Source organism: Pseudomonas sp. GZD-222 (assembly GCF_049310525.1).
Taxonomy (GTDB): domain Bacteria; phylum Pseudomonadota; class Gammaproteobacteria; order Pseudomonadales; family Pseudomonadaceae; genus Aquipseudomonas.
In genome coordinates, this window is record NZ_JBMOWO010000053.1 from 102,179 (window position 1) to 125,608 (window position 23,430).

General features: G+C 62.9%; 21 protein-coding genes. 12 read left to right on the top strand and 9 right to left on the bottom strand.

The window, feature by feature from the left end; genetic code table 11:
* Positions 1 to 143: 143 nt before the first annotated feature.
* The 6 genes from ACO6VD_RS09500 to ACO6VD_RS09525 form a co-directional block, all read right to left on the bottom strand.
* The gene (locus tag ACO6VD_RS09500) at positions 144 to 2,399 is read right to left on the bottom strand and encodes an ATP-binding protein (protein ID WP_422418568.1); all 2,256 of its coding nucleotides are present in this window, start codon (positions 2,397 to 2,399) and stop codon (positions 144 to 146) included.
* Positions 2,396 to 3,169 carry a substrate-binding periplasmic protein gene (locus tag ACO6VD_RS09505; RefSeq protein WP_422418570.1) on the bottom strand — a complete coding sequence of 258 codons (774 nt, stop codon included), beginning with the start codon at positions 3,167 to 3,169 and terminating at the stop codon, positions 2,396 to 2,398. The genes ACO6VD_RS09500 and ACO6VD_RS09505 overlap by 4 nt, the downstream gene beginning before the upstream one ends.
* Before the next feature lie 5 nt (positions 3,170 to 3,174).
* Complete coding sequence (locus ACO6VD_RS09510) at positions 3,175 to 3,891, bottom strand: response regulator (RefSeq protein WP_422418572.1); 717 nt, start codon at positions 3,889 to 3,891, stop codon at positions 3,175 to 3,177.
* 69 nt (positions 3,892 to 3,960) lie between these two features.
* On the bottom strand, positions 3,961 to 4,605 hold the full coding sequence (locus ACO6VD_RS09515; RefSeq protein WP_400171166.1) for a TetR family transcriptional regulator C-terminal domain-containing protein: 645 nt from the start codon (positions 4,603 to 4,605) through the stop codon (positions 3,961 to 3,963).
* Between the two features lie 184 nt (positions 4,606 to 4,789).
* Positions 4,790 to 5,551, bottom strand: coding sequence for a class II aldolase/adducin family protein (locus ACO6VD_RS09520; RefSeq protein WP_422418574.1), 762 nt, complete (start codon positions 5,549 to 5,551; stop codon positions 4,790 to 4,792).
* Between the two features lie 71 nt (positions 5,552 to 5,622).
* Positions 5,623 to 6,660 (bottom strand): ABC transporter substrate-binding protein, encoded by a 1,038-nt coding sequence (locus tag ACO6VD_RS09525; RefSeq protein WP_400171354.1) that lies wholly within the window; start codon positions 6,658 to 6,660, stop codon positions 5,623 to 5,625.
* A 184-nt stretch (positions 6,661 to 6,844) separates the two neighbouring features.
* Here ACO6VD_RS09525 and ACO6VD_RS09530 point away from each other — a divergent pair, with 184 nt between their 5' ends.
* The 3 genes from ACO6VD_RS09530 to ACO6VD_RS09540 all read left to right on the top strand — a co-directional run bounded on the left by ACO6VD_RS09530 (position 6,845) and on the right by ACO6VD_RS09540 (position 10,232).
* A complete protein-coding gene (locus tag ACO6VD_RS09530; RefSeq protein ID WP_422418576.1) occupies positions 6,845 to 8,794 on the top strand; it encodes an FAD-dependent oxidoreductase in 1,950 nt (649 codons plus the stop codon).
* 65 nt (positions 8,795 to 8,859) lie between these two features.
* Complete coding sequence (locus ACO6VD_RS09535; protein WP_422418687.1) at positions 8,860 to 9,456, top strand: cupin domain-containing protein; 597 nt, start codon at positions 8,860 to 8,862, stop codon at positions 9,454 to 9,456.
* Between the two features lie 29 nt (positions 9,457 to 9,485).
* The gene (locus ACO6VD_RS09540) at positions 9,486 to 10,232 is read left to right on the top strand and encodes an enoyl-CoA hydratase (protein WP_422418578.1); all 747 of its coding nucleotides are present in this window, start codon (positions 9,486 to 9,488) and stop codon (positions 10,230 to 10,232) included.
* Between the two features lie 30 nt (positions 10,233 to 10,262).
* Here the strand turns inward: ACO6VD_RS09540 and ACO6VD_RS09545 are convergent, their stop codons facing one another.
* A complete protein-coding gene (locus ACO6VD_RS09545) occupies positions 10,263 to 11,681 on the bottom strand; it encodes an amidase (RefSeq protein ID WP_422418580.1) in 1,419 nt (472 codons plus the stop codon).
* Positions 11,682 to 11,871: 190 nt separating this feature from the next.
* Between ACO6VD_RS09545 and ACO6VD_RS09550 the strand changes: the two genes are divergently transcribed.
* From ACO6VD_RS09550 to panB, 8 genes are all read left to right on the top strand, one after another.
* Positions 11,872 to 12,801, top strand: a complete 930-nt coding sequence (locus ACO6VD_RS09550; RefSeq protein WP_422418582.1) for an asparagine synthetase A — start codon at positions 11,872 to 11,874, stop codon at positions 12,799 to 12,801.
* 78 nt (positions 12,802 to 12,879) lie between these two features.
* On the top strand, positions 12,880 to 13,950 hold the full coding sequence (locus ACO6VD_RS09555; RefSeq protein WP_422418583.1) for an LLM class flavin-dependent oxidoreductase: 1,071 nt from the start codon (positions 12,880 to 12,882) through the stop codon (positions 13,948 to 13,950).
* A gap of 94 nt (positions 13,951 to 14,044) precedes the next feature.
* Positions 14,045 to 14,500 carry a cobalamin B12-binding domain-containing protein gene (locus ACO6VD_RS09560; protein ID WP_422418585.1) on the top strand — a complete coding sequence of 152 codons (456 nt, stop codon included), beginning with the start codon at positions 14,045 to 14,047 and terminating at the stop codon, positions 14,498 to 14,500.
* A gap of 35 nt (positions 14,501 to 14,535) precedes the next feature.
* Positions 14,536 to 15,774, top strand: coding sequence for an ATP-grasp domain-containing protein (locus ACO6VD_RS09565; protein WP_422418587.1), 1,239 nt, complete (start codon positions 14,536 to 14,538; stop codon positions 15,772 to 15,774).
* Positions 15,771 to 17,267: a hypothetical protein gene (locus tag ACO6VD_RS09570; RefSeq protein ID WP_422418589.1), complete on the top strand. Its 1,497-nt coding sequence runs from the start codon at positions 15,771 to 15,773 to the stop codon at positions 17,265 to 17,267. Before ACO6VD_RS09565 ends, ACO6VD_RS09570 begins: the two co-directional genes overlap by 4 nt.
* Before the next feature lie 3 nt (positions 17,268 to 17,270).
* A complete protein-coding gene (locus ACO6VD_RS09575) occupies positions 17,271 to 18,530 on the top strand; it encodes a methylaspartate mutase (RefSeq protein ID WP_422418591.1) in 1,260 nt (419 codons plus the stop codon).
* Entirely contained in the window at positions 18,511 to 19,764 is a 1,254-nt protein-coding gene (locus ACO6VD_RS09580) for an ATP-grasp domain-containing protein (RefSeq protein ID WP_422418593.1), read from the top strand. The genes ACO6VD_RS09575 and ACO6VD_RS09580 overlap by 20 nt, the downstream gene beginning before the upstream one ends.
* Before the next feature lie 51 nt (positions 19,765 to 19,815).
* Complete coding sequence (panB, locus tag ACO6VD_RS09585; protein ID WP_422418595.1) at positions 19,816 to 20,631, top strand: 3-methyl-2-oxobutanoate hydroxymethyltransferase; 816 nt, start codon at positions 19,816 to 19,818, stop codon at positions 20,629 to 20,631.
* Here the strand turns inward: panB and ACO6VD_RS09590 are convergent.
* Positions 20,628 to 22,022, bottom strand: a complete 1,395-nt coding sequence (locus tag ACO6VD_RS09590; protein ID WP_422418597.1) for a PLP-dependent aminotransferase family protein — start codon at positions 22,020 to 22,022, stop codon at positions 20,628 to 20,630. The two genes, panB and ACO6VD_RS09590, sit on opposite strands and share 4 nt — an antisense overlap.
* A gap of 283 nt (positions 22,023 to 22,305) precedes the next feature.
* On the opposite strand from ACO6VD_RS09590, the gene ACO6VD_RS09595 reads away from it, so the two are divergent.
* Positions 22,306 to 22,983 (top strand): DUF3313 domain-containing protein, encoded by a 678-nt coding sequence (locus ACO6VD_RS09595; protein ID WP_422418599.1) that lies wholly within the window; start codon positions 22,306 to 22,308, stop codon positions 22,981 to 22,983.
* Here the strand turns inward: ACO6VD_RS09595 and ACO6VD_RS09600 are convergent.
* Complete coding sequence (locus ACO6VD_RS09600; protein ID WP_422418601.1) at positions 22,980 to 23,387, bottom strand: OsmC family protein; 408 nt, start codon at positions 23,385 to 23,387, stop codon at positions 22,980 to 22,982. The genes ACO6VD_RS09595 and ACO6VD_RS09600 overlap by 4 nt on opposite strands.
* Between the last annotated feature and the right edge of the window lie 43 nt (positions 23,388 to 23,430).

Genomic DNA, 23,430 nt, shown 5'->3' on the forward strand with positions numbered 1-23,430 from the left:
GCTTTACGGCAGTTCATTATTATTATCTCCAATAAGCTTCGAAGACCGCGTGCAGTGCGGTTAGCGTCGATTATTGGAAAGCGATGTAAGGTGCAGTTGTACGTAAAGATCGAAGATGTAAAAAGTCGTAAGATTTTTGTACGTCAGCGCTGGATCAGGCGTTCCAGCGTCTGCTGCGCCCGTTGCATCTGCACCTGTAAAGCCTCCCGCAAGCCGTCGATGGCGGTCAGGTCGCGCGCCATCGCCGCCTCCTCCAGCGCCCGCAGCACCCGGGCCAGACCACAGAAGCCAAGGGAGTCGCTACTACCGGCCAAACGATGAGCCAGGTGGACAATTTCAGTGCAGTCATGCGCCGCGATGGCCTCGGCCAAGGCGCTGCGATGCTGGGCAATCAGCGTCTGCAAGACCTCCAGCAACCCTTGCACTTTCTGTTCGCCCAGCAACTGGCGATGGGTGTTCAGCAGTGCGTGGTCAAGGTCCGACTCGTCCGCTGAGTCCTCCGGTAGCGACCGCTCGGCGGCCAGGGCCTGACGCAGGCTCTCCAGTTTCAAGGGCTTGGCCAGCACCCCGTGCATGCCCGCTTCAAGAAAACCCTGCACCAGCGCCGGCTGGACACTCGCGGTCAACGCCAGAATCCGCGTGTGTTGGTTAAGCCCGGGGCTGTTGCGAATCTGCCGGCACAGCTCAACGCCGCTGATACCCGGCAAATGCACATCGAGCAGGATCAGGTCGAAACGCAGCTCACTGCACAGCGCCATGCCCTGCCCGGCCTCCTCGGCCAGCCAGACCCTGTGACCATCGCGCTTGAGCAGGCCTTGCACCACTTCACGATTCAACGCCACATCCTCGACCACGAGGATATCCAGGGCCGCGACCACCTCTGCCGGTGCCGGCGTCAGCGGTTGTTGCTGCCCGGTTGCAAGGCTCAGTTCGAACCAGAAGCAACTGCCCTGCCCCTCGGTACTTTGCAGGCCAATCCGCCCGCCCAGTTTCTCGACCAAATGCTTACTGATCGCCAGCCCCAGGCCGGTACCGCCATAGCGCCGTGCCACGGCTTCGCTGGCCTGGGTGAAGCGGTCGAAGATTTTCGCCTGCACCGCCTCGGCGATGCCGATGCCGTTATCAGTGACACTCACCCGCACCTGCTGCTGGCCGTCCTCCTCGCTCAGCACCTGAACCTGGACGGTGACCTGTCCGCCTTCGGTGAACTTGATCGCGTTGGCCAGCAAGTTGCTCAGCACCTGACGCAAGAACTGCTCGGCGCCCTGTTGACGCTCGGCCAGCTGCAGGTCGACACGGCACGTCAGGGTGCTACCGTTGGCCAACGCCCTGGGTTCAAGCAAGGTGATGACTTCGTCGCACAGCTGGCGCAGGGAGAAATCCACGCTCTCGGGATGGGTTTCACCTTCTTCCAGTCGGGCGAAATACAGCACTTCGTTGAGGATGGTCAGCAGCCCTTCCCCAGCCTTGTACAAGGCATCCAGACGCTTGCCGTCCTGTGCCTGCAACCCTGCGCCACGCAGCAGTTCGGCCATGCCGAGAATGCCGTTGAGCGGTGTGCGCAGTTCATGGCTCATGGTCGCCAGGAAGCGCGATTTGGCCAGGTTCGCCGCTTCGGCCTCATCCTTGGCGCGCATCAGGCTGGCGGTACGTCGTTCGACCATCTTTTGCAGCTCGTCGCGTTTGTCCTGCAAGGCCAGGCGGTCCACTTCGCGCCGCTCGATATCACTGAGGATCGCCCGGCGCATGTCGTCCAGGGCATGGGCCACGGTGTCGATCTCATCCAGTCGGGCTGAGCGGCGCTTGTGCAGGCGCAGCGGCTCCTGCCAGTCGCCAGCACCAATGCGCCGGGCGAATTCGGCCATGACCTGCAGATGACGGGTCACCAGGCGATAGAACAAACCCGACAACGCCACCGCCAAGCCACAGAGAAACACGCTCATCCATAACAGACTGGTCAGCCCGGTGGCGAACAGGCGCCGATGCACCGCCCCCAGATCGATGCTCACCTCAAGTTCACCGAGATGGCGCAACGGCCCCGACGGCGGCTGGAAATCCAGGGGAAAACGTTCGATGCGCAGCGGCCCCGGCGGGTTGGCGTCACCCTGCAACAGATTGAAGTCGTCACTGCTCAGGCGCACCCGGGCGACATCGGAAAAGTCCACCAGGCCGCGCAGCTGCACGCTGATCTGTTCCTGGTTCAGATCCCAGAGGCTGCGCTCCAGGCTGGCCAGATAGCCCACCCGGATCAACGCCATGCGCGCCTCGATATCGCGCATTTCCCGGCGATACTCGAAATACAGCTGCACGGTACTGGCCAGCACCGTGAAGCACAGGCTGAACAACAGAATGAACAGCAACAGGCGGCGCAGCAGGCCATCGGCGTGCAGGCGGATCATCGCGCATCCGCCGGCAGGTTGATCATGTCACGGTAGGTCACTTCGCTCTGCTGCAGCCAGCGCTCGATCTCACCGCTGTCGGTCATGCGTTGCAATTGTTCATCGATCTGCGCCATGTGCTGGCTCACGGTTGAATGGCGCGAAACGGCGACGCGCAGGTAATCCACGCTGAGGGCCGCAGGCAACGCCTGGATATCTTCGCCACCGGGCAGACGCTCGACAAACAGCTGCCCGGTGCGCCGCTCTTGAATGACAAAGTCGATACGGCCACGAATCAGCTTGCCGAAGTTCTGTTGACTGGAGGACACCCATTCTATGTTCTGGTGCCTGGCGACGAACTGGTCGAACTCAGGGCCGTAGCTCTCGCCAAACAACAGGCCACCGCGATACCCGGCAAGGTCTTGCAGGCGCTCGAATTTCACCGGCCGCTGACGATTGACGAACACCGCCACTTCTTCGCGCAGCACCGGCACGCTGGAAAAACGCATGCCCTGATCACGCTGGTCACTGTTGTAAGCCAGCACCACGTCTACCCGGCCTTCGGCGGCGTCGAGCAGACAGCGCCTCCAGTTGCCCAACACCACCATCTCGACCTCGTAGCCCAGGCGCCCGAACAGCTCGCGTACCACGGTCGGCGCCAGCCCGCGCACTTGCTTGCCATCGCTCCAGGACACCGGCGGGTACACCGGATAGTCGCAATAACGGATGCGCTCGGCGGCCTGCAGCAACGGGGCCAGCACCAGCAACAGCAGGCCCAGCCAGCGGCCCATGCTGATCAGGCCGCCACGCTGGCGGTAAACAGGTAACCGGCGCCGTGAATGGTGATGATCAGTTGCGGTTCGGCCGGGTCGTCGTGCAGCTTGCGCCTTAGGCGCCCGACCAGGACGTCGATGGAGCGGTCGTTGGGCACCCATTCACGGTTGCGGATCTGATCCATCAACTGGTCGCGGCTCAAGGTGTGGCCGCTGTTGCGCAGGAACACACTGAGCAGCTGGAATTCGCCATGGGTCAGCAGGGTTTCGCCGCCCTGCGGATCGATCAGGCGCCGGCGGTCGGTGTCCAGCCCCCAGTCGGCGAACTGTTTGAGGGCCTGGGTGCTGCTGGTTACCGGCTTCGAAGCCTGGGCATGACGCACGCGGCGAATCAGGTTCTTGGCTCGCGACACCAACTCGCGTGGATTGAGGGGTTTGATCACATAGTCGTCGGCGCCACATTCCAGGCCGACGATACGGTCGATGTTGTCGTTACGGCCGGTGATGAGGATGATGCCGACTTCTGAGCGTACCCGCAGCTCGCGGGTCAGGGTCAGGCCGTCCTTGCCCGGCAGGCGGATGTCGAGCATCACCAGGTCGACGCTGTGATTGGCGAGGAAGCTCTCGGCCTGCTCGGCGGTGTCGGCGCAGTGAACGTCGTAGCCTTCCTGGGACAGGTAGGCGTGCAGCAAGTCGCGAATAAGCGGATCGTCGTCGACGATCAGTACCCGAGGCGTCATTGCGTGTTGTCTCTTATAGTCGTTGTTATGTAACTCGCGACAGCAGCCTACCCATTACTGAACGACCGATCAACAGCCCTCGGTCAGGGTGAAGCGCCGCCGTCCACCGGCTTGCAAGCCGTCGACCCAGGCCTCGCAGATCTGCACGCCCTGCTCGGGGGTGAAAGTGCCAGGGTTGAGCCCCGATTCCAGCCACAAACCGTCGAGCAAGGCACTCAGGCTGATGGCCGCAAGGTCGGCATCGAAGGCTTGCCAGTCCTCCTCCCGGGCCAGCGCACCCAGCAGGCGGCCCAGTTCATTGCGGTATTCGCCGTAGGAGTGATCGTGCACCTGGTTGATCGCTTCGGCGGTTTTCACCGCGCCCCAGAACGCCAGCCAGGCATCGAGCAGTTGCGGGTCGAGCAGTTCGGCGCAGAACGAGGCGCGAAAGAACGCCGACAATCGCTCGCGGGCATTGGGTGCGGCCTGGGCCATGGCTTCGCGGATCAGGCCCATGACTCGCCCGGTGACCGCCATGTAGGCTTCGGCCACCAGTTCGTCCTTGCCCGAATAGTGGTGGCTGATCAACCCCACCGAAACCCCCGCCTCGGCCGAGATCTTGCGAATCGAAGCGCCCTGGAAGCCGTGTCGTTTCAGACACACCAGCGTTGCTTCGACCAGATTGGCCTTGCGCAACTCCGGGACCATACGGCTGTAACGGGCTTCCTGGCTCATTGGCGGTTCTCTTCGGGTGGGGGCCTTTTCGCGGTGGAAACCCGCTCCCCCCAGAACGGGGGGAGGGGGATTGTACCCCAGCGCTGTTTGTTCTTTCCCCCCCCACCCCCCCCCCCCCCCACTCCGCCCCCTCCCCCCCCCCCCCCCCCCCGATGCTGTTGAACAACTGTACAACAAGTCCCCGTCAGTCGCGATAGTCCGGAGCCACCCGTTCCAGCATCCTCAGCAAAGCCTTCCACGCCAGTTGCATAGCGCCGCTATCGGTCAACTCACCTTCTTTCAACTGCCGCGCGTGATCGTTGAACTGGCGCTCGGTATGGGCGCAGACCGCCTCCGACGGCAGGACAATTTCACCGGCCGCTTGCGCCGCCAGCTGGATTTCACAGGCCTTTTCCAGGTAATACATGCGCAGGAACGCCTCGCTGACGGTCTCACCGACGGTCAGCAAGCCGTGGTTACGCAGCATCAACACCGGTTTGTTGCCAAGGTCGGCAACCAGACGCTGCTGCTCATCCATGTCCAGGGCCACGCCTTCGTAGTCGTGGTAGGCAACCTTGCCGTAGAACTCCATGGAGATCTGGTTGACCGGCAGCAACCCGCACTTCAGCGCGGCCACCGCGCAACCGGCCTTGGTATGGGTGTGCAGCACGCACTGGGCATCCTCACGGGCGCCGTGAATGGCGCTGTGGATCACGAACCCCGCCGGGTTGACCGGATACGGCGAAGGCTCGACGGCATTGCCCTGCAGGTCGATCTTGACCAGATTGGAGGCGGTGATTTCATCGAACATCAAGCCGTAGGGATTGATCAGAAAGTGGTGCTCGGGGCCGGGAATTCGCACCGAGATATGGGTGAAGATCAGATCGGTCATGCGAAAGTGCGCGATCAGCCGGTAGCAGGCGGCCAGTTCCTGGCGCAGGCGCAGCTCGGTTTCAGTCGGATTCATTGTTGTTGTTCTCAGGCAAATGGCTGGCCAGACAATAGGGCTGGACACCCGGCGGTGTCCAGCCATGGGCATTACTTACTGGCCCAGGCGTTGAAGCGCTCTTCGAGTTCATCGCCGTGGTCGACCCAGAACTCGACGTTCATCGCCAAGGCGCCTTCCAGGTTCTGCTTGGAGGTTGGCACCCAGTTGGCCAGCTTCGGATCAAGCTCGGCGGCCGCCTCGGTGTTGGTTGGCCCGTAAGGGATCGCGTTGACATAGCGCACCTGGGTGTCGGGCTGGTTGGCGAAGGCAATCAGGCGCTTGGCCTGGTCGACATGCTTGGAGCCTTTGATAATCGCCCAGTAGTCCATGCCATACAGGCTGCCCGGCCAGACCACCGCCAATGAACTGCCCTCCTGCGCGGCGACGGCGATCCGGCCGCTGTAGGTCGAGGTCATCACCACGTCGCCGGCGCTGAGCCATTGCGCCGGTTGCGCACCGGCTTCCCACCACTGGATATAGGGCTTGAGTTCGGTGAGTTTGGCGAAGGCGCGGTCGACACCTTGGGGGGTCGCCAACACCTTGTAGACGTCCTCGGCTTTGACGCCGTCGGCCATCAAGGCGAATTCCAGGTTATACACCGCACGCTTGCGCAGGCCGCGCTTGCCGGGGATCTTCTGCACGTCCCAGAAATCCGACCAGGATGCCGGCGCCTGGGCCAGTTTGTTCTTGTCGTAGGCAATTGCCACGCTCCACACCAGCACCGCCGAACCACATTCCTGCGCGGCATCGGGGATCAACTGCTCGGCGCGGCCGATCTGGGCCCAGTCGAGGCGTTCATACATGCCCTCCTCGCAGCCGCGCATCAAGTCCGGGGCCTCGATCATGACCAGGTCCCAGTCGACGTTGCCGGTGTCGACCATCACCTTGATGCGGGCCATTTCACCGTTGTATTCACTCTGGATCAGTTTGCTGCCGTCCTGGGCGCTGAAAGGCTGGAAAATCGCCGCATCCTGGGCTTTCTGACCGGCGCCGCCGTAGGCAACGACGACCATGTCCGGTGCGGCCTGGGCGCTGCCAAGTCCAAGGGCGAGCAGCCAGGGCGAAAGTTTGAGCAGGGTTGAAGTCATGCGTGGTTCCTCATGCTGGTACCGCGCCAGGCGCAGTCCGTTTTCTTGTTGTTGTGAGGTATGCCCCAGGACTCGGGGTGATTCGAAAGCTAGTCAATGCCAAGTAAAAAAACAAGTTGATTTTTTACTGCCGGTACACTTCTATAGAAAAATAAAAACAACAACCCGCTGGAGCCTGCACAGCATGTCGACCTTCACGCACCTGTTCGAACCGCTGCAAATCCGTGGCAAACGCCTGAAGAACCGCATCATGTCCAGCGGCCACGACACCTCGATCCCCACCGACAACCTGGTCAACGACCGCCTGATCGCCTACCACAAGGCCCGCGCCGAAGGTGGCGTCGGCCTGATCGTGCTGCAGGTGGCCGGGGTGCACGACAGTGCGCGCTACACCTCGCATGTGCTGATGGCCACTGACGATGCCTGCATCGAGGGTTACCGCCAACTGGCTGAAACCTGTCATGCCCATGGCACGGTGGTGCTGTCACAGATATTCCACCCTGGCCGGGAAATCATGGAGTCCAGCGACGGCCTGCTGGCGGTGGCTTACTCGGCCTCGGCGGTGCCCAACGAACGCTTCCGGGTGATGCCGCGGGCCCTCGACCAGGCGATGATCGACGAGATTGTGCAGGGCTATGCCGATGCCGCCCGACGCCTGTTTCAGGCCGGAATCGACGGTGTCGAAGTGGTCGCCAGCCATGGTTATCTACCGGCGCAGTTCATCAACCCCAGGGTCAACCGCCGCACCGACGGCTACAACGGCGAGCTGGAGCAGCGCTTGCGCTTTGTCCGCGAAGTGATTGCCGCGGTGCGCGCCGCCACCTCGCCGGAGTTCATCATAGGCCTGCGCATCAGCGCCGACGAGCGCGATGCCGAAGGTCTCACCGAAGACGAATCCCTGGCAGCGGTACAGCTGCTGCAGTCGGCGCTCGACTACGTGCATATCGTCGCCGGTACCTCGGCCTCGCTCGGCGGCGCGGTGCATATCGTCCCGCCCATGGCCATCGAAGCGGCGTACCTGGCGCGCGAAGCCGGGACCTTCAAGGCCAGCCTGTCGATTCCGCTGTTCGTCACCGGACGCATCAACCAGCCGCAGGAAGCCGAACTGATCCTCGCCCGTGGCCAGGCCGATGTCTGCGGCATGACCCGCGCGCTGATCTGCGACCCGCAGATGCCGAACAAAACCGACAGCGGCCGCGCCGAGGATGTGCGTGCGTGTATCGCCTGCAACCAGGCCTGTATCGGCCACTTCCATCGCGGCCTGCCGATTTCCTGTATCCAGCACCCGGAGACCGGACGTGAACAGCAGTTCGGCCAGATTCAACCAGCGCCACAACGCAAGCGCATCATGGTCGCCGGGGGCGGCCCGGCCGGCATGAAAGCCGCGGCGGTGGCGGCGGCACGCGGGCATGAAGTGACGCTGTACGAGGCCAGCGCGCAACTGGGCGGCCAGGTGCTGCTGGCACAATTGCTACCGCGCCGTGCGGAGTTCGGTGGCGCCAGCACCAACCTGCAACGTGAAATGCAGCTGGCCGGTGTCGAGGTGGTGCGTAACACCCGCGTCGACCGCGCCCTGGTGGAGCGCGAAAAACCCGACCTGGTGATTGTCGCCACAGGTGCGGAGCCCTACTGGCCGGCTTTCGAGCGCGGGGGTGAGCTGCAGGTCGTCGATGCCTGGCAGGTGCTGCGCGACGAAGTAACCCTCGGGCGTTCGGTGCTGGTGGTGGACTGGCGCTGCGACTGGATCGGCCCGGGCATCGCCGAACGCTTGGTGCGCGCCGGTCACCAGGTGCAACTGGCGGTCAATGGCACCCACTGCGGCGAAAACCTGCCGCTGTATGTGCGCGACCAGCTGGCCGGCGAACTGCACAAGCTCGGCATCCCCATCACCCCCTATGCCCGCCTCTACGGCTGCGATGACAACACCGTGTACCTGCAACACACCGCCAGCGGCGAGCCGATGATTGTTGAAGACATCGACACCCTGGTGTTGTGCCAGGGTCATCAACCGGTCGATACCCTGGTGGACGAGCTGCGCGGCCTGGTGGACGTGAAGCGGATCGGCGATTGCCTGGCCCCGCGCACCGCCGAAGAAGCCATTTACGAAGGATTGAAGGTCGCCTGGACGCTCTGAGCCTGTTTATACTCCGGGGCTTTGCAGCGTGCGGTTCGGAGCACCCCATGAGCAACAGCAGCAAGATGCCGCCCAACGGCGCCGTTCCCAGCCAGGAAGGCGCCGCCGCCCCGCAGTTTCTCGGTACGCGCATTCGCGGCTTGCGTAAACGCCAGGGCATGACCCTGGCCGAGCTGGCCCAGCAGAGCGAACTGACCGCTGGCTACATCAGCCAGCTGGAACGCAACCTGTCCTACCCGTCGATTCCGGCGCTGTTCAATATCGCCCGCAGCCTGGGGGTGACCATCCAGTGGTTCTTTGCCAGTGAAGCCAGCACCGACCCTGAAGATCACGGCTATGTGGTCCGCAAAAACAGCCGCCTGAGCGTTCACTACGAAGATGGCATCGTCGACCAGCTACTGACCCCGCAGCCGAACCGTGAGCTGGAAATGCTCCACTCGCGCTTTCCCCCGGGCACCTACAGCCAGCAAAGCTACAGCCATGAAGGCGAAGAAGCGGGCTACCTGCTGTCCGGCAGCTTCGAGCTGTGGGTCGGCGATCGCTACTTCCAGCTCAGCGAAGGCGACAGCTTCAGCTTTTCCAGCCAGGAACCGCACCGTTACGGCAACCCTGGCGACGTCGATGCCGTGGTCATCTGGGTAATCACGCCACCGACCTTCTGACCCTACGACAAAAACAATAAAGGCTTGCCATGAACGACCTGATTCTTCGTGACCTGAACAACGGTCTGCTGACCCTGACCTTCAACCGGCCAGACAAGCTCAACGCCCTGAACAGTGCCATGTACAGCCTGCTCGGCGAGCTGTTGCTGGCAGCGGGCGATGACCCCGAGGTCGATGTCATCGTCATCACCGGCGGCGCCCAGTGCTTCAGCGCCGGCAACGACCTCAAGGACTTTCTCGACAACCCGCCCAGCGACATGGACAGCCCGGTATTTCGCCTGATGCGCATTGTCATGGCGCTGGACAAGCCGCTGATTGCCGCGGTCTCCGGCGCCGCCATCGGCATTGGCACCACCCTGCTGCTGCACTGCGATCAGGTGCTGGTCAGCCGCAGCGCCAAACTGCGCATGCCGTTCGTGCCGCTGGGGCTGTGCCCGGAGTTCGGTTCCAGCCTGTTGTTGCCACGCCTGCTCGGCCACGCCCGGGCGGCCCGGCTGTTGCTGTGCAATGAACTGCTCAGCGGCGAGCAGGCGCTGAACTGGGGCCTGGCCAATGAGCTGCATGAAGATGGCGAGCAGTGCCTGGCGGCAGCGCAGCAGCTAGCGCAACGTTTGCAGGCACTCCCGCAAGAAGCCCTGCGGGTGAGCAAACGCCTGCTCAAGGACGCCCACCGCGAAGAACTGGAGGCCACCGTTCGCCGCGAAGGCTTGCTGTTCATCGAGCGCCTGCACACCCCGCAAGCAAAAGCGGCGTTGCGAGCCTTGGTCAAGGACTGACGCTCTACCTTTCGCTGGCTGCACCAAGGGTTATGAGGACGGCAGTCGCGGCCAGTTGCTGATCGGGCCGCGCCAGTTTTCGTAGGTTTTACCGACCTGCAGCAGCCAGTGATCGGCAAATCGCGGCCCCACCAGTTGCAGGCCGATCGGCATGCCCTGGGCAGTGAAACCGCAATTGAGGGTGAGCGCCGGTTGCTCGCCCATGTTCCAGGGCACGGTAAAGGCGATATGTTCGAACGGCTGGCCCGGGTCGTTGGTCGGCGACGCCCAGTACGCCGGAAAGGCGCTGACCTGATTGGTCGGCATCAACAGCAGGTCGAACTCAGTGAACAGCGCGGCGGCGCGGCGGCGGATTTCGAAGGTCTGGTTAAATCCCTCGATGGCTTGCTGGGCGCTCAACGCCTGCGCCCCTTCGGCCCATTCGCGGATGTACGGCAACACCCGGTCCAGGTGCTGCGCGGGCAAGCGCTGCAACTGGCTCCACTGGCGCGCACGCCAGAAATGATCGAGCCCGGTCAGCAGTGCTCGGTTCATCACCGGAGCGGCGTCGCGCACCCGGGCGCCGTGATGCTCGAACACACGCGCCGCCTCACGGACCGCAGCAAGTACTTGCGCGCAGGGCTTGAGGCCGACGCCGGGGTCGAGCATCAGGCCGATTTTCAAGCCCTGCACCGACTGCCTGGCCAGCCCCCAGTCACACGCCAGGGGCGGCAAGCTGGTGGCGTCGCGGGCATCGGGCCGGCTCAGGTAGCGCATCATCAACGCGCAGTCGTCCAGGGTGCGGGTCATCGGCCCGGCGCAGCGGCCGGTGTAGTAAGGGTTGATGGGAATGCGCCCGAGGGTCGGCTTGAAGCCGACCAGCCCACACCACGCCGCCGGCAAGCGTACCGAGCCACCGATGTCGGTACCGATGTGCAACGGCCCGTAACCCGCCGCTGCCGCTGCGGCGGCGCCCGCGCTGGAGCCGCCGGGGTTACTGTTCAGGTCCCACGGATTACGCGTCAGGCCATGCAGGCTCGACAGCCCTGACGACAACATGCCGAAGTCGGGCACGGTGGTCTTGGCCAGGATGATCGCGCCCTCCTCGCGCATGCGCGCCGCTGGTGGTGCATCGAAGAGTTCGGGTACCTGGACAGTGGCTGCACAGCCCATGGCGATGCAGTCGCCCTGGGTGGCAATCAGCTCCTTGATAGTCACCGGCAATCCGTCGAGTAACCCAATTGGACGCCCCTGGCTCCAGCGCTGCGTGGAGGCCAGCGCCTGCTCGCGCACCCGCTGCGGATCGAAGGCGAACAAGGCATGCAGATAGGGTTCCCAGCGCTGAATGTGATCGAGCAGATGCTCATAGTATTCCAGCGGTGACAGGGCTTTGTTGGCAAACAGCGCGAGCAGTTTTACTGCCGGCAGATCGTGCAGGTCGCTGACAGCGTTCAGGTGAGTCGTGGTCATGGTTCCTTCCAAGTCCTTGGGCTGCGCATGAATCAACCCAGGCAGCAACGCGGCCATGCTCGGCGTAATCATTGCCAGGGGCAACACGAAGCGGCCGCTGGGTTGCTTTTTAGCGCAAATCTGTACATTGAGTTTTCGTCGGTTTCACCAATAATCGGGCGCACCCCATCTCTCGAACATTGAGCGCAACATGGAAGAAGTTCAGCGTAAATTCGACGATTTTTCGCATCCTGATGTAGGAGCGATCGCTATTATCCGTGGCCGAATGCTACAGGCCCTGCAGCAGTATCTGCTCGATCGCGACTTCAAGCAGTTGCTGCCGATTCTCATGTCACCGATCACCGATCCGTTGAACCACGCGGTGTTCCCGGCCGAGATCCAGTATCAGCAGCGCCGCCTGAAACTGACCGCCAGCATGATCTTTCATAAGCAGCTGGCGCTGACCGCCCACGGCCATGAACGGATCTTCATCGTGGCGCCGAACATCCGCCTGGAAAAGCCGGAGATCAAGGACTCGGTCAATCACCTGCTGGAGTTCTCGCAGTTCGATTTCGAAATACGCGGTGGCGATATGCACCAGGCCATGGCGTTGATCGAAGGCTTGCTCAAACACACGCTGACCGAAGTCCGCCAGCACTGTGGTGAGCAACTGACGCAGCTGGGCCGGCAGCTGCCGCAGTTTGAAACCGCCTTCCCGGTGTACAGCTCCGACGAACTGCGAGCGGAGTATGGCGACGACTTCGAGAAGATCATGTCGGCCAAGGCGCACACGCCCTTCTTCGTCACCAACTACAAGCGCGAGTTCTACGACCGGGAAACCCCGGGCAAGCGCGGCCAGTACAACAACTACGACCTGATCTACCCGGACGGCTACGGCGAAGCTTTGTCCGGTGCCGAACGGGAGTTCGAGTACGAGCAGATTGTCTACCGCATGAATGAGTTGTCGATGGACCTCACGCCCTTTGCCAATTACCTGGAATTCGCCCGGCGCGGGTTGCTGCATCCGAGCGCAGGCGGCGGGCTGGGTATCGAGCGCTTGCTGAAATTCATCTGTGGCAAACGCCATATACGCGATGTCGCCCTGTTCGACCGCACCGTGGCCAGCGACTTCCTGTTCTGACCCAGCTCTTCCTTCTTTAAACCTCTACCGCACCTGCCACAGCGCTGGCAGGTGGCGGACTTCGCCTGGAGAAAGCCCATGCCCGCCTTACGTATTCACTGGTGCTCCCCCCTCGACAGCGGCCAACAGAAGGCCAGCGACAAGTACAACACCGGCGCCCTGGACTTCGCCGGCATTGTCGACTTTGCCCAGGAGGCCGACGAACTGGGGATCGACTCACTGTTGATGGGGATCAGCTACCACATGCCCGATCCTCTGCCGATGATCGGCGCGCTGGTGCGCGAAACCAGCCGGGTCAAGTTCATCCTCGCCTACCGCCCAGGCCTGCTGCCGCCGACGTTGTTCACCCAGATCGTCAACACCCTGTCATGGATGTCCGACAAGCGCATCGCCCTCAATCTGGTGGCCGGCATCTCCCCTGACGAACAGGCGTTCTACGGTGATTTCATCGCCCACGACGGCCGCTATGAACGCACCCGGGAATTTCTCGAGATCCTCCATCGTTTCTGGAAAGGCGAAAGCCCATTGAGCCACCAGGGTGCGCACTATCGCATCGAGCAGGCGCAACTCGGGCTGCCCTACAAAGACAACCAACGGCCGCAGATTTACCTCAGCGGCGCTTCGGCTATTGCCCAGCAAATTGCCGTTTCTCAAAGCGATTGCTGGCTGCGCTACGGTGATACCCCCGAAGGTATCGCCGCCGTCAGCCGCCCCGTGCTTGAAGCCGGCTGCTCGGTAGGTATCCGCATGCACATCCTCGCGCGCGCGACCCGCGAAGAGGCGCTGGCCGCCGTCGAAGAGATGATGCAAAACCCTGATGAGCAGCACCGCGAATGGGTCCGTCAGTTTGTCGCCCGCTGCGATTCCGAGGCAGTGAAAACTTCCTTCCGCCTGGCCGAAGGTGCTGACCGCGACTGGCTCTCGCCGATGCTCTGGTCCGGCGCCGTCGCCTACCGCGGCGGGCCGGCGCTGTGTGTGGTGGGCAGCTACCAGGAAGTCGCCGAGTACCTGATCGAATACAAGAAGGTCGGAGTCAGCGAGTTCATTTTCTCTGGCTGGCCAACCCGCGACGAAATGCGCGGCTTCTGCCGCCATGTGCTGCCACGCCTGCGGGCACTCGAAGCGCAGTTGGAACAGCAGCATGCATGACGGCTGAGGGTCGCGGTTTTACGGTTGCTGCTGACACCACCCGCCGCTTGCGCAAGGCGCGGGCTATCACCCCTTGTGCCATGGAGGCAAACCCATGAAAAGCAAACACCACTGTCTGCTGGCTACGGTCGAATCAGACGCCCATATGTGGAACCTGGTCTACCTGCAGTTGTGGCTGAGCGAGAACGGCCTGGAGGTCAGGAACCTGGGCAGTTGCACGCCGCTGCAGGCGATTCTGCAGGTACTGGCCCAAGGGCGTACGCAGTTGCTGGTGATCAGCAGCGTCAACGGTCACGGCCATTTCCAGGGCCTGGCACTGATCCGCGAGATTCGCCGGCACTACCCAGACCTGCCCTGTGTCATCGGCGGCAAACTGACCACCTCGCAAGCGCAGACACGGGCCGTGCGCCAGGAATTACTCGCCGCAGGCTTTGACCAGGTGTTCATCGAAGCCGATGCGCTCGAAGCCTTCGAAACCTACCTGGGCACGCTGGAACGCAACAGGCCGTCCCTGGCCCCGAGCGCAGGCACGGCCGTCTGCCTGACCTGAAGCCAGCCCTCCCGCCGACTCCAAGGATCACATCCATGCATATTGTCATCGTCAACCGTTGGCCGCGCTTTCACGACAGCGAACGCTGGGACAACGAACTGACTCAGTACGAACGTTTCTTTGACCATCAACAACAGCGCATCAGCTACGTGGTCGATGGCCCTGGCGCTGAAGGGGTGCTGGCACCGCGTGAACAGATCGCCCACCTGGTCCAGATCGACGACGTCAACCAGTACGAGCAACTGCTGGCCGGCGTCAGCGAGGTTATCGCCAAAGTCGGTCCAGTGGATCTGCTGATTGCGCTTTCCGAGTTCACTTTGGAAATCGCCGCACGGGTACGCCAGACCTTGAACATTCCCGGCCATGGCCCGGAGCAGGTCGCGGTCTACCGCGACAAGGCGCGCATGAAGGAGGTGCTTCAGGCCCGCGGCCTGGCCGTGCCGGCGTTCAGCCGCTGCCAGTCGGTCGAGCAGGCGCTCGCGTTCGCGGAGTCGGTCGGCTATCCGGTGATTGTCAAACCCGTGGACGGCGCTGCCAGCATCGGTGTGGCCAAGGCGGCCGATGCCCAGACGCTACGCGCCTTACTGGCAGACGTGGACCTGCAGCGCTACGAAGTGGAAGCCTTTATCCAGGGCCAGGTCTACCACATCGATGGCTTCACCGATGCCCAGGGCTCGGTGCCGTTTCAGGTGGTATCGCGCTACATCAACAGCTGCCTGGATTTCGCCAGCTGCCAGCCACTGGGCTCGGTCATCGTCCAGGACTCAGCGCTGCGCACGCGAATCGCAGCCTTCAGCCAGCGCTGCCTGCAAGCCCTGGACTTGCGCGACAGCGCCTTTCACCTGGAGATCTTCGTCACGCCCGATGGCGAGCTGGTGTTCCTCGAAGTCGGTGGCCGGGTGGGCGGCAGTGAAGTGCCGCACCTGATCAACCAGGTCTTCGGGGTGAACCTGTATGAGCACTGGCTCAAGCGCCTGATCGGCACACCCATGCCGTTGCCGGCCGTCGAGCAGGACCCCAGTGGCGGCTGGCTGGTCATCCCCAAGCCTGCGCAACTGCCGTGCCGGGTCATCCAGGCGCACGCAACAGGTCCTGCAGTCGCGAGCCTGTGGCGTGCCCTGCTGCCAAAGCCGGGCCAGGTCCTCGAGGCGGGCGGCGGATACGACGCGCTGCACAGCGGGCGCTTCATTTTCACCCGCGCCAGCGAGGCGGATATCGAACGCGATATCCAGCAGGTCATTACCCACTTCCACTTCCAGGCCGAACCGCTATGAACATCGCTGTCACCCCGGACACATTCGATGTCCCCTTGCTGGGAAAACTCAATCGCTACCTGAGCGCGGTAGACCGCAAGGCCGTGACCACCCTCGGCGAACGCCTGATCACCGCCGCCGGTGGCATCGACGCCCTGCCCGCCTACAAGCTGATGGTTGCCTATGGCGGTGGCAAAGACAGCTCCTACACAGTAGCGCTGATCCGTGCCGTGCAGCTGCACTTGAGTGTCCTGCACGGCCAGACCTTCCAGCTGCGTATCGCCAACATGCGCCACGCCGGTGTACCGGATGCGGTGATGGCCAATATCGACCGGGTCTACCAGGCCTTGCATCTGCATAACGACGCGCGGGTTGAAGTGCTGGTGGTCGACCATCGGCAAATTCGTCCGTTCCAGCGCCACCTGCCGTTCCCTGACGCCGTGCGCGACATCAACCGCTTCGACGTGCTGATGAACGGCCACCGCACGGCCGGTGACGGTCGCCCGACGTTCTGCAACAGCTGCAACCTGGCGGTGGCCGACTTCTATGGCCGCGCCGCCTGGTGGCAAGGCGGGGTCAACGCGGTGGTCACCGGTGACTCGCGCAAGGAACAGAAACACTACTTCACCTGGATCATGCGCCTGGCCGAGCGTTTGGGCCTGGACGTAGCGGCCTGCCGACGTGAAGGTTTCCGCGGTTTGCTGCAAGCACTCGATGGTGTCGCCCAGCACTATTTCATCGAGCTGTTCGGCGAGGGTTTCGATCAACAACGTGCCGAACGCCGCGTTGCCAGCGGCAGCAGCAGCGCAGCCCCTGAATTCATCAGCATCTATGACCTGGTCAGCTACCGGGTCGATGACCATTGGCAACTGATCACCGAACTGCTCGATTTCCGCTTTGAGGAACTGGCGTTCAGCTTCACCGAATCGGACTGCGCCAACCCCATGCTCATGGCGCATTTTCGCGGACTCAAGGCGCAGTACGTGCAGGGTCGCGACTACCACCAGGGGATCGACGAATACCTGGAGCTGGCGCAAGCGTTGATGCGTAAAAAGGAAATGCCCGAGCGCCTGATCCAGCTGGCGCTGGCCCCTTACGCCGGTGGCGAGGGCAAGGACGCGCGTCGGGCCTTGGCCAACCGTTTTGCCCGTGAGGCCTTTGGCCTGGATGAAACCCAGCTCATCTGCCTGCAGTTCGCGCCCTTTGTCGACCAGGGCCGCGAGCTGTCGCGCTTTATCACCCTGTGCCACCCGGCGCGCCTGGGTGATCTGCACGCACTGCATCAACTGCTCGCCGGAAATACCGAGCACAGCGCACTGAGCCTGTGGCTCAGCGAGGTCAGCGGCTTGCCGTTGAGCGCCCTGCGCAGCCTCTACCGCCATGCCCTGATCGACTTCGACAGTGACGCCAGCCTGATCGCCCGGGTACGCGCCGGCGACCCGCACAAGGGGCGCATCGCACGTATCGACCCGACCTCCGGGGGTGAGGTGGTCGAGCTGGTGTCGGGACGCTGACGTATGCAGCCAGTCAACGGCGGTTACTTTCAACACTTCATCGAACAGGCCCGCGCCCGCGGCGAACTGGTGGTGCAGCCGCGCATGGGCTTCGGTGACCTCGGGCAGATGCGCGCCGGGCTCGACGCCGTCGCCCGATTGCCGTGCGCGACAGTGGGCACCATCACCCTCGACAGCTACACCCGCGTCGGCGATTACCACAGCGCCCTGGAATGCTTGAACACGGGCAGCGCGCTGAACGGCTTTCCTATCGTCAGCCACTCGCAGCAGGCGGTGCAGGAACTGCTGCACGGGCTCTACGGCCCACGGTTTGCGATCCAGGTGCGCCATGGTACGGCGCAACCGCAAACCATCTTCAAGCGCATGGCGGCGGTGGGGCTGGATGCCACCGAGGGCGGTCCGGTGTCCTACTGCATGCCCTACAGCCGTCTGCCGCTGGCCGAGGCCGTGGATGCCTGGGCCGAGAGTTGCCGGTTGCTGGCCGATGCCAGCCCGCATGGGCATATCGAAAGCTTCGGCGGCTGCCTGCTGGGACAGCTGTGCCCACCTTCGATGCTGGTCGCCATGAGCCTGCTCGAAGCCTTGTTCTTCCGCCAGCATGGCATCCGCAGCGTGTCGCTCAGTTACGCCCAGGGCACGCTCATGGCCCAGGACCTGGGAGCATTGCAGGCGCTGCGCGAGCTGGCCGCCGCGTACCTGGGCGACATTCACTGGCATGTGGTGGTGTACGCCTACATGGGCGTGTTCCCGACCACCGAGCATGGCGCGCGGCGGCTGATCTGCGACAGTGCGCGCCTGGCCAGGGCCGCGGGTTGCGAGCGTTTGATCGTCAAGACCGTCGCCGAATCCCGGCAGATTCCATCGGTACAGGACAACCTCGACGCCTTGAACATGGCCGCCAGGGTCGCGGTCGAGCCTTGCCCCGACCTCGACCCGGCCAGCAACAGCTACTACCAGCAAGTGCTGTTCGAGGCGCGGCAACTGGTGGAGTGCGTACGCAACCTGCACAACGACCTCGGTATCGCCTTGATCCAGGCCTTTGCCCGCGGCTTGCTGGATATCCCCTATTGCCTGCACCCGGACAACCCCGGGCGGGCCACCACCCGTATCGACGCCTTCGGTGCCCTGCGCTGGGCCAACGTCGGCAATCTGCCGCTGCCGCGCAGCTGCGGGGTGTCGGCAAGCGGCCCGGGCATCCGCTCCGGCGAACTGTTTGAAATGCTGCACTACACGGTGAATCGTTATGACCAACCCTTGCATTGACCCAAACCTGGCGCCGTTGGTGCTGGTCGACGCCTACTCAACCGGCGCCATGCTCGCCCGGGCGCTGGCCGAACAGCGACCGCTGTTGCACGTCACCTCGCGCAGCGACATGCCCCAGGCCTTTGCGGCCAGTTGCCCGCACGCGCTCTTCCAGGCGCATTACAGTCTCCAGACCCTCGGCCTGCCCGCTCTGGTCGAGCAACTGGCAGCGCAGCGGCCAACAGCGGTGCTGACCGGCAGCGAGTTCGGCGTCGAACTGGCTGACCGCCTGGCCGCCGCCCTCGGCCTGCCCGGCAATGACCCGGAATACTCGGCGGCGCGCCGCGACAAATCATTGATGGCCGAACAGGTCGCTGGCGCCGGACTGCCGGTCGCCGAGCAACTGCGCACCGCCTCCAGCGAGCAGGCCGTGGCCTGGTTCCAGGCCCGTGGTGGCAAGCCGGTGGTGGCCAAACCGCTGGACAGCGCCGGCTCCGACAACGTGTTCATCTGCTACGACATCGAACAACTGCAGCACGCCACCGCCTGCATCCTCGGCAGCACCAACCTGATGATGTGCAACAACCACGCGCTGTTGCTGCAGGAGTATCTGGTGGGCGACGAGTACGTCATCAACAGTGTCAGTCATGAGGGCCAGCACTGGATCACCGATGTCTGGAAGAGCAGCAAGACCCTGAGCGCCGACGGCCGCAAGATCTATGACCGCGAACACCTGCTGCCGGCCGATGCCGCCGAGCTGGAGGTGCTGATCGACTATGTCGAAGCAGTGCTCGATGCCCTGGCCATTGCCCATGGCCCGGCGCACACCGAAGTGATCCTCACCGCCCAGGGCCCGCGCCTGCTGGAAACCGGTGCGCGTCTCTCCGGCCTGGCCAATCCCGATGCGCTGCAAGCGGCCACCGGCAACGACCAGGTCGGCCTGACCTGCCTGAAGTACCTGGAGCCGCAGGCGCTTGCCGCGTTACCGCGACGTTATCGCCTGCGCAATCACTGCTGCACCCTCAACCTGATCAGCCGCCGATCCGCGCCGTTCGATCCGAGAGCTGTGCACAAACAGTTAAGCACCCTCCCCAGCTACCACAGTTCGCGTTTTCGCTTTACCGAAGGCCGGCAGACAACGCCGACCATCGACCTCAACAGCTCGCCGGGCGCGGTGTTCCTGCTGCACCCGAGCGCCGACCGCATTCGCCAGGACCACCAGGCCTGGCGGGCATGGGAGCAAGACTGGCTGTAACCCAAGGACGCCCCGTTCGCCGGGGTTTACCCACATCACAGGAAAACACTGATGAGCACACCTATCCGCACCAAGCGCATGACGGTTCCGCAACTGGTGGCCATGAAAGGCCAGCAGAAAATCGTCTCTTTGACGGCATACACCAGCTCTATTGCCACGTTGATCGACCCTATCGTCGATTTCATCCTGGTCGGTGATTCCACTGCGATGGTCGGCTACGGCCGCGCGTCGACACTGAGCATGCAACTGGACGAAACCATTGCCCACACCCGGGCGGTGGTCGACTGCACTCGCCAGGCCTGCGTGATTGCCGACATGCCCTTTGGCAGTTACCAGGAGTCCAACGAACAGGCCTTTCGCAACTGCGCCCAGGTGCTGTCGCGCACCGGCTGCGACGCGCTCAAGCTGGAAGCCAACAAGGCCCTGGCCGGTACCGTCGAGTTCCTCGTCGCTCGCGGCATCCCGGTCATGGCCCATGTCGGGCTGATGCCGCAGTTCGTCAATGTCATGGGCGGCTTCAAAGCCCAGGGGCTGACGGCCGAAGGCGCGGCGAGCATTGTCGAGGATGCCCATGCGACAGTTGCCGCTGGCGCCTTCAGCCTGCTGCTCGAAGGTGTCGCCGAAGGTGTCGCGCGCCAGATCACCCAAGACATCCGTGTGCCCACCATTGGTATCGGCGCATCACCGGCGTGCGATGGTCAGGTACTGGTCACCGAAGACCTGCTGGGCCTGGGAGGTGAACAGCTGCCACGCTTCGTCAAACGTTATGCCGATGTCGGCGCCGTCATTCGTGATGCCTGCAGCCAGTACGCCGAAGAGGTTCGTAATGGACGCTTCCCTGAAATCCGTCATTGCTACGGGGTTTAACATGCATTGGCGGTAGCCTGGGCCAATCGCTGCAATGCCTGGGGAATATCCTTGGACCAGTCCAGGGTGTAGCTCAGACGCAGGTGGTGCCGCCAGGTGCCCTGCAGACTGAAAATTTCCCCGGGCGCGATAACCACACGTTGCGCCAGCAAGCAGTCGAACACCTGCCGCATGTCCACCGGGCGTGCGGCCTCGAGCCAGAAGGTAGCGCCCCCCTGCGGTTCGATGATGTGAAACTGCTCCTGGACATGCTCCAGCAACAAGCCTTTCATGCAACGCATGCGATCCTGCAACAGCGCCCGCAGGGCAATCAGGTGCTGGTCTATGCGCCGTGAGCTGTACAGCTTGGCAATCGCCTTCTGGCGAATCGGTGACAAGCGAAAGGCGCGCTCCAGAAACAACCGGTGCAGTTGCGGAATATGCCGTCGGCAGAGCAAGTAGCCGAACGGCGCCTCGGAGCCGATGATCTTGTCGAAGGTTGAAAACACCAGCAGCTTCTGCGGGTCGGCGAAGTCACGAAAACGACTGGCGCCCGGGGCGAAGCAGAACTCGCCATAGCTGTCATTCTCGAACAGCCAGACGTCCCGTTCCGCCAGCCAGCGGCAGATCTGCTGCTTGTCTTGCACCGGCATCAGACCGCCATGGGGAATGCTCATGGTCGAAGAGAACACCGCCAGGCGCACCGGCTCCTGACGCAGGATCCGCTCCAGGGCCACCAGGTCGAAACGACCGTTGTCACCCAGCGCCACCTCGATCACTCTGATTCTGGCAGCCTGCAACTGGCGCAGCACCGCCCAGGAACACGGCGACTCGACCAGCGCCACACTGCCTTCGAGCTGCAACGCGTTGAGGGCGATTTCCAGCACACTGCGCAGGTCCGAGCCGATGTACACGTGTTCGGCCTGCCAGTAACTACGGGTCGAACAGGTGTAACGATCGGCCAAAACACTGCGCAGCTCCGGCTCACCAAACGGCTGGTAAAGTGGCGCATGCGAGCGCGGGTACTGGCGCGCGAGCTCACGCTCGATCATCAGCAGCGGCTTTTCCAGCGACAACAGCATGGCCGGGGCATCGCTGCTCAAGGCCAGCATGCCCGGCTGCCGGGCATTGGTGAAGACATTGTCGAGCAGGTTGGGCGAGTCTTCACCCAGCAGCGGGCCGGGCATCGCCCGGGTGAAGTAACCGTACTTGGGGCGGGCGTAGATCCGCCCTTCATCCTCGAGCAATGAGTAGGCGTATTTGGTCGAGGACACTGAAACGTTCAGACGCAATGCCAGTTGGCGCAACGACGGCAGTCGCTGTTCGGTCTGTGGATCGCTGGCCTCTATCAGTTCGACCAGATAGCGGTACACCGCCTGATAGGTAAAATTTGACGCTCTTTTGGTGTCCATACTCACGTACTTTAAGGTCAATAGCAGGTCTCGATCCATGAGCGAGTGACGCAGTCCTGCGACCACGTTACCGACTCGAGCCCTTCGCCGCCAGCGCAATGCCGCAGCTCGCCCGAACCGCGTCGCAGACACTCGGGTGAGCGATTTTGCTGCTGCACCCGGGTGTACGCAGTCTCAGTCCGCTGGGCAGGGATTGCACGCACAAAATTGTCGCATCGTGCTGGCCAAGCGCCGCCTACCTGCTAGCGTAGACTGCATGTCATCTGTCGAGGATCTACCTGCTATGAAGCCAACGCTGCGCTCTACGCTTTTGTGCGCCACACTCATTGCCCTGGCCGGTTGCGCCAGCTCCCGCGTCGACCCCAGCCAGTACTCCGGTTTTCTCAAGGACTACAGCCGCTTGAAGGAGGCTGAAAGCATTTCCGGTGCACCGGTAATGCGCTGGATCGACCCCAACCTCAAGACCGACCACTACAGCCAGGTCTACATTGAGCCCAGCCAGTTCTACCCCAAGCCGCAACCTACGGCGGTGATCTCGACACAAACGCTGCAAGAAATTACCCGCTACTACGACACCGCGCTCAAGCGTGAGTTGGGCGCGGTCGTGCCATTGGCCACAGGACCTGGGCCGAATGTGTTGGTGGTGCGCCCGGCGATTACCGCAGTGGCGACCCATACTGAAGGGCTCAAACCCTATGAAGTGATCCCGATCGCGCTGGTGGCAGCGGCCGTCAACACCGCAGCCGGTGGCCGCGACCAGGATGTCGACATCGCCACCGAAGCGGCATTTCTCGATGGCGGCAACAATGCCGTGTTGGCCCAGGTGGTGCGTAAAGGCGCCGGTAAGGAGCTTGAGAACGACACCACCAAACTGACCGTGCAGGATGTCAAACCGGTGCTCGACGGCTGGGCCTCGGACATGCGTCGCAGCTTCGTCAAGTTCAAGAGCGAGGCGCGTTAGTCACTCAACGCACTGTCGATGACAATGCTGCCGCTGAGCAGCTTGTGTACCGGACAGGCGTTGGCCACACCCAGCAAACGCTCACGCTGGGCCGCATCGAGATCACCGTGCAGTTCGATGACACGCTTGATCTCGGTGCGCACAGGCGTAGTTTTCTCTTCTTTGACAATATCCAGTTGCACATGCACATGCTGCAACGGCCACTCCTTGCGCCGTGCGTACATCGACAGGGTGATGGCGGTGCATGCGCCCAACGCCGAGAGCAACAATTGATGCGGATTGGGCCCGGCGTCGTGGCCACCGAGCGCCTGGTTTTCGTCGGCCAGCCACTGGTTCACACCAGCAGACAGGTTGACGGTGTACGGGATCTCACCCAGTTCGGCGTGGACAGTCGAATCGGTCATCTGCGGGGCTTCCTTTGCGATGGCCAAGCCAAAAGGGCCTGAC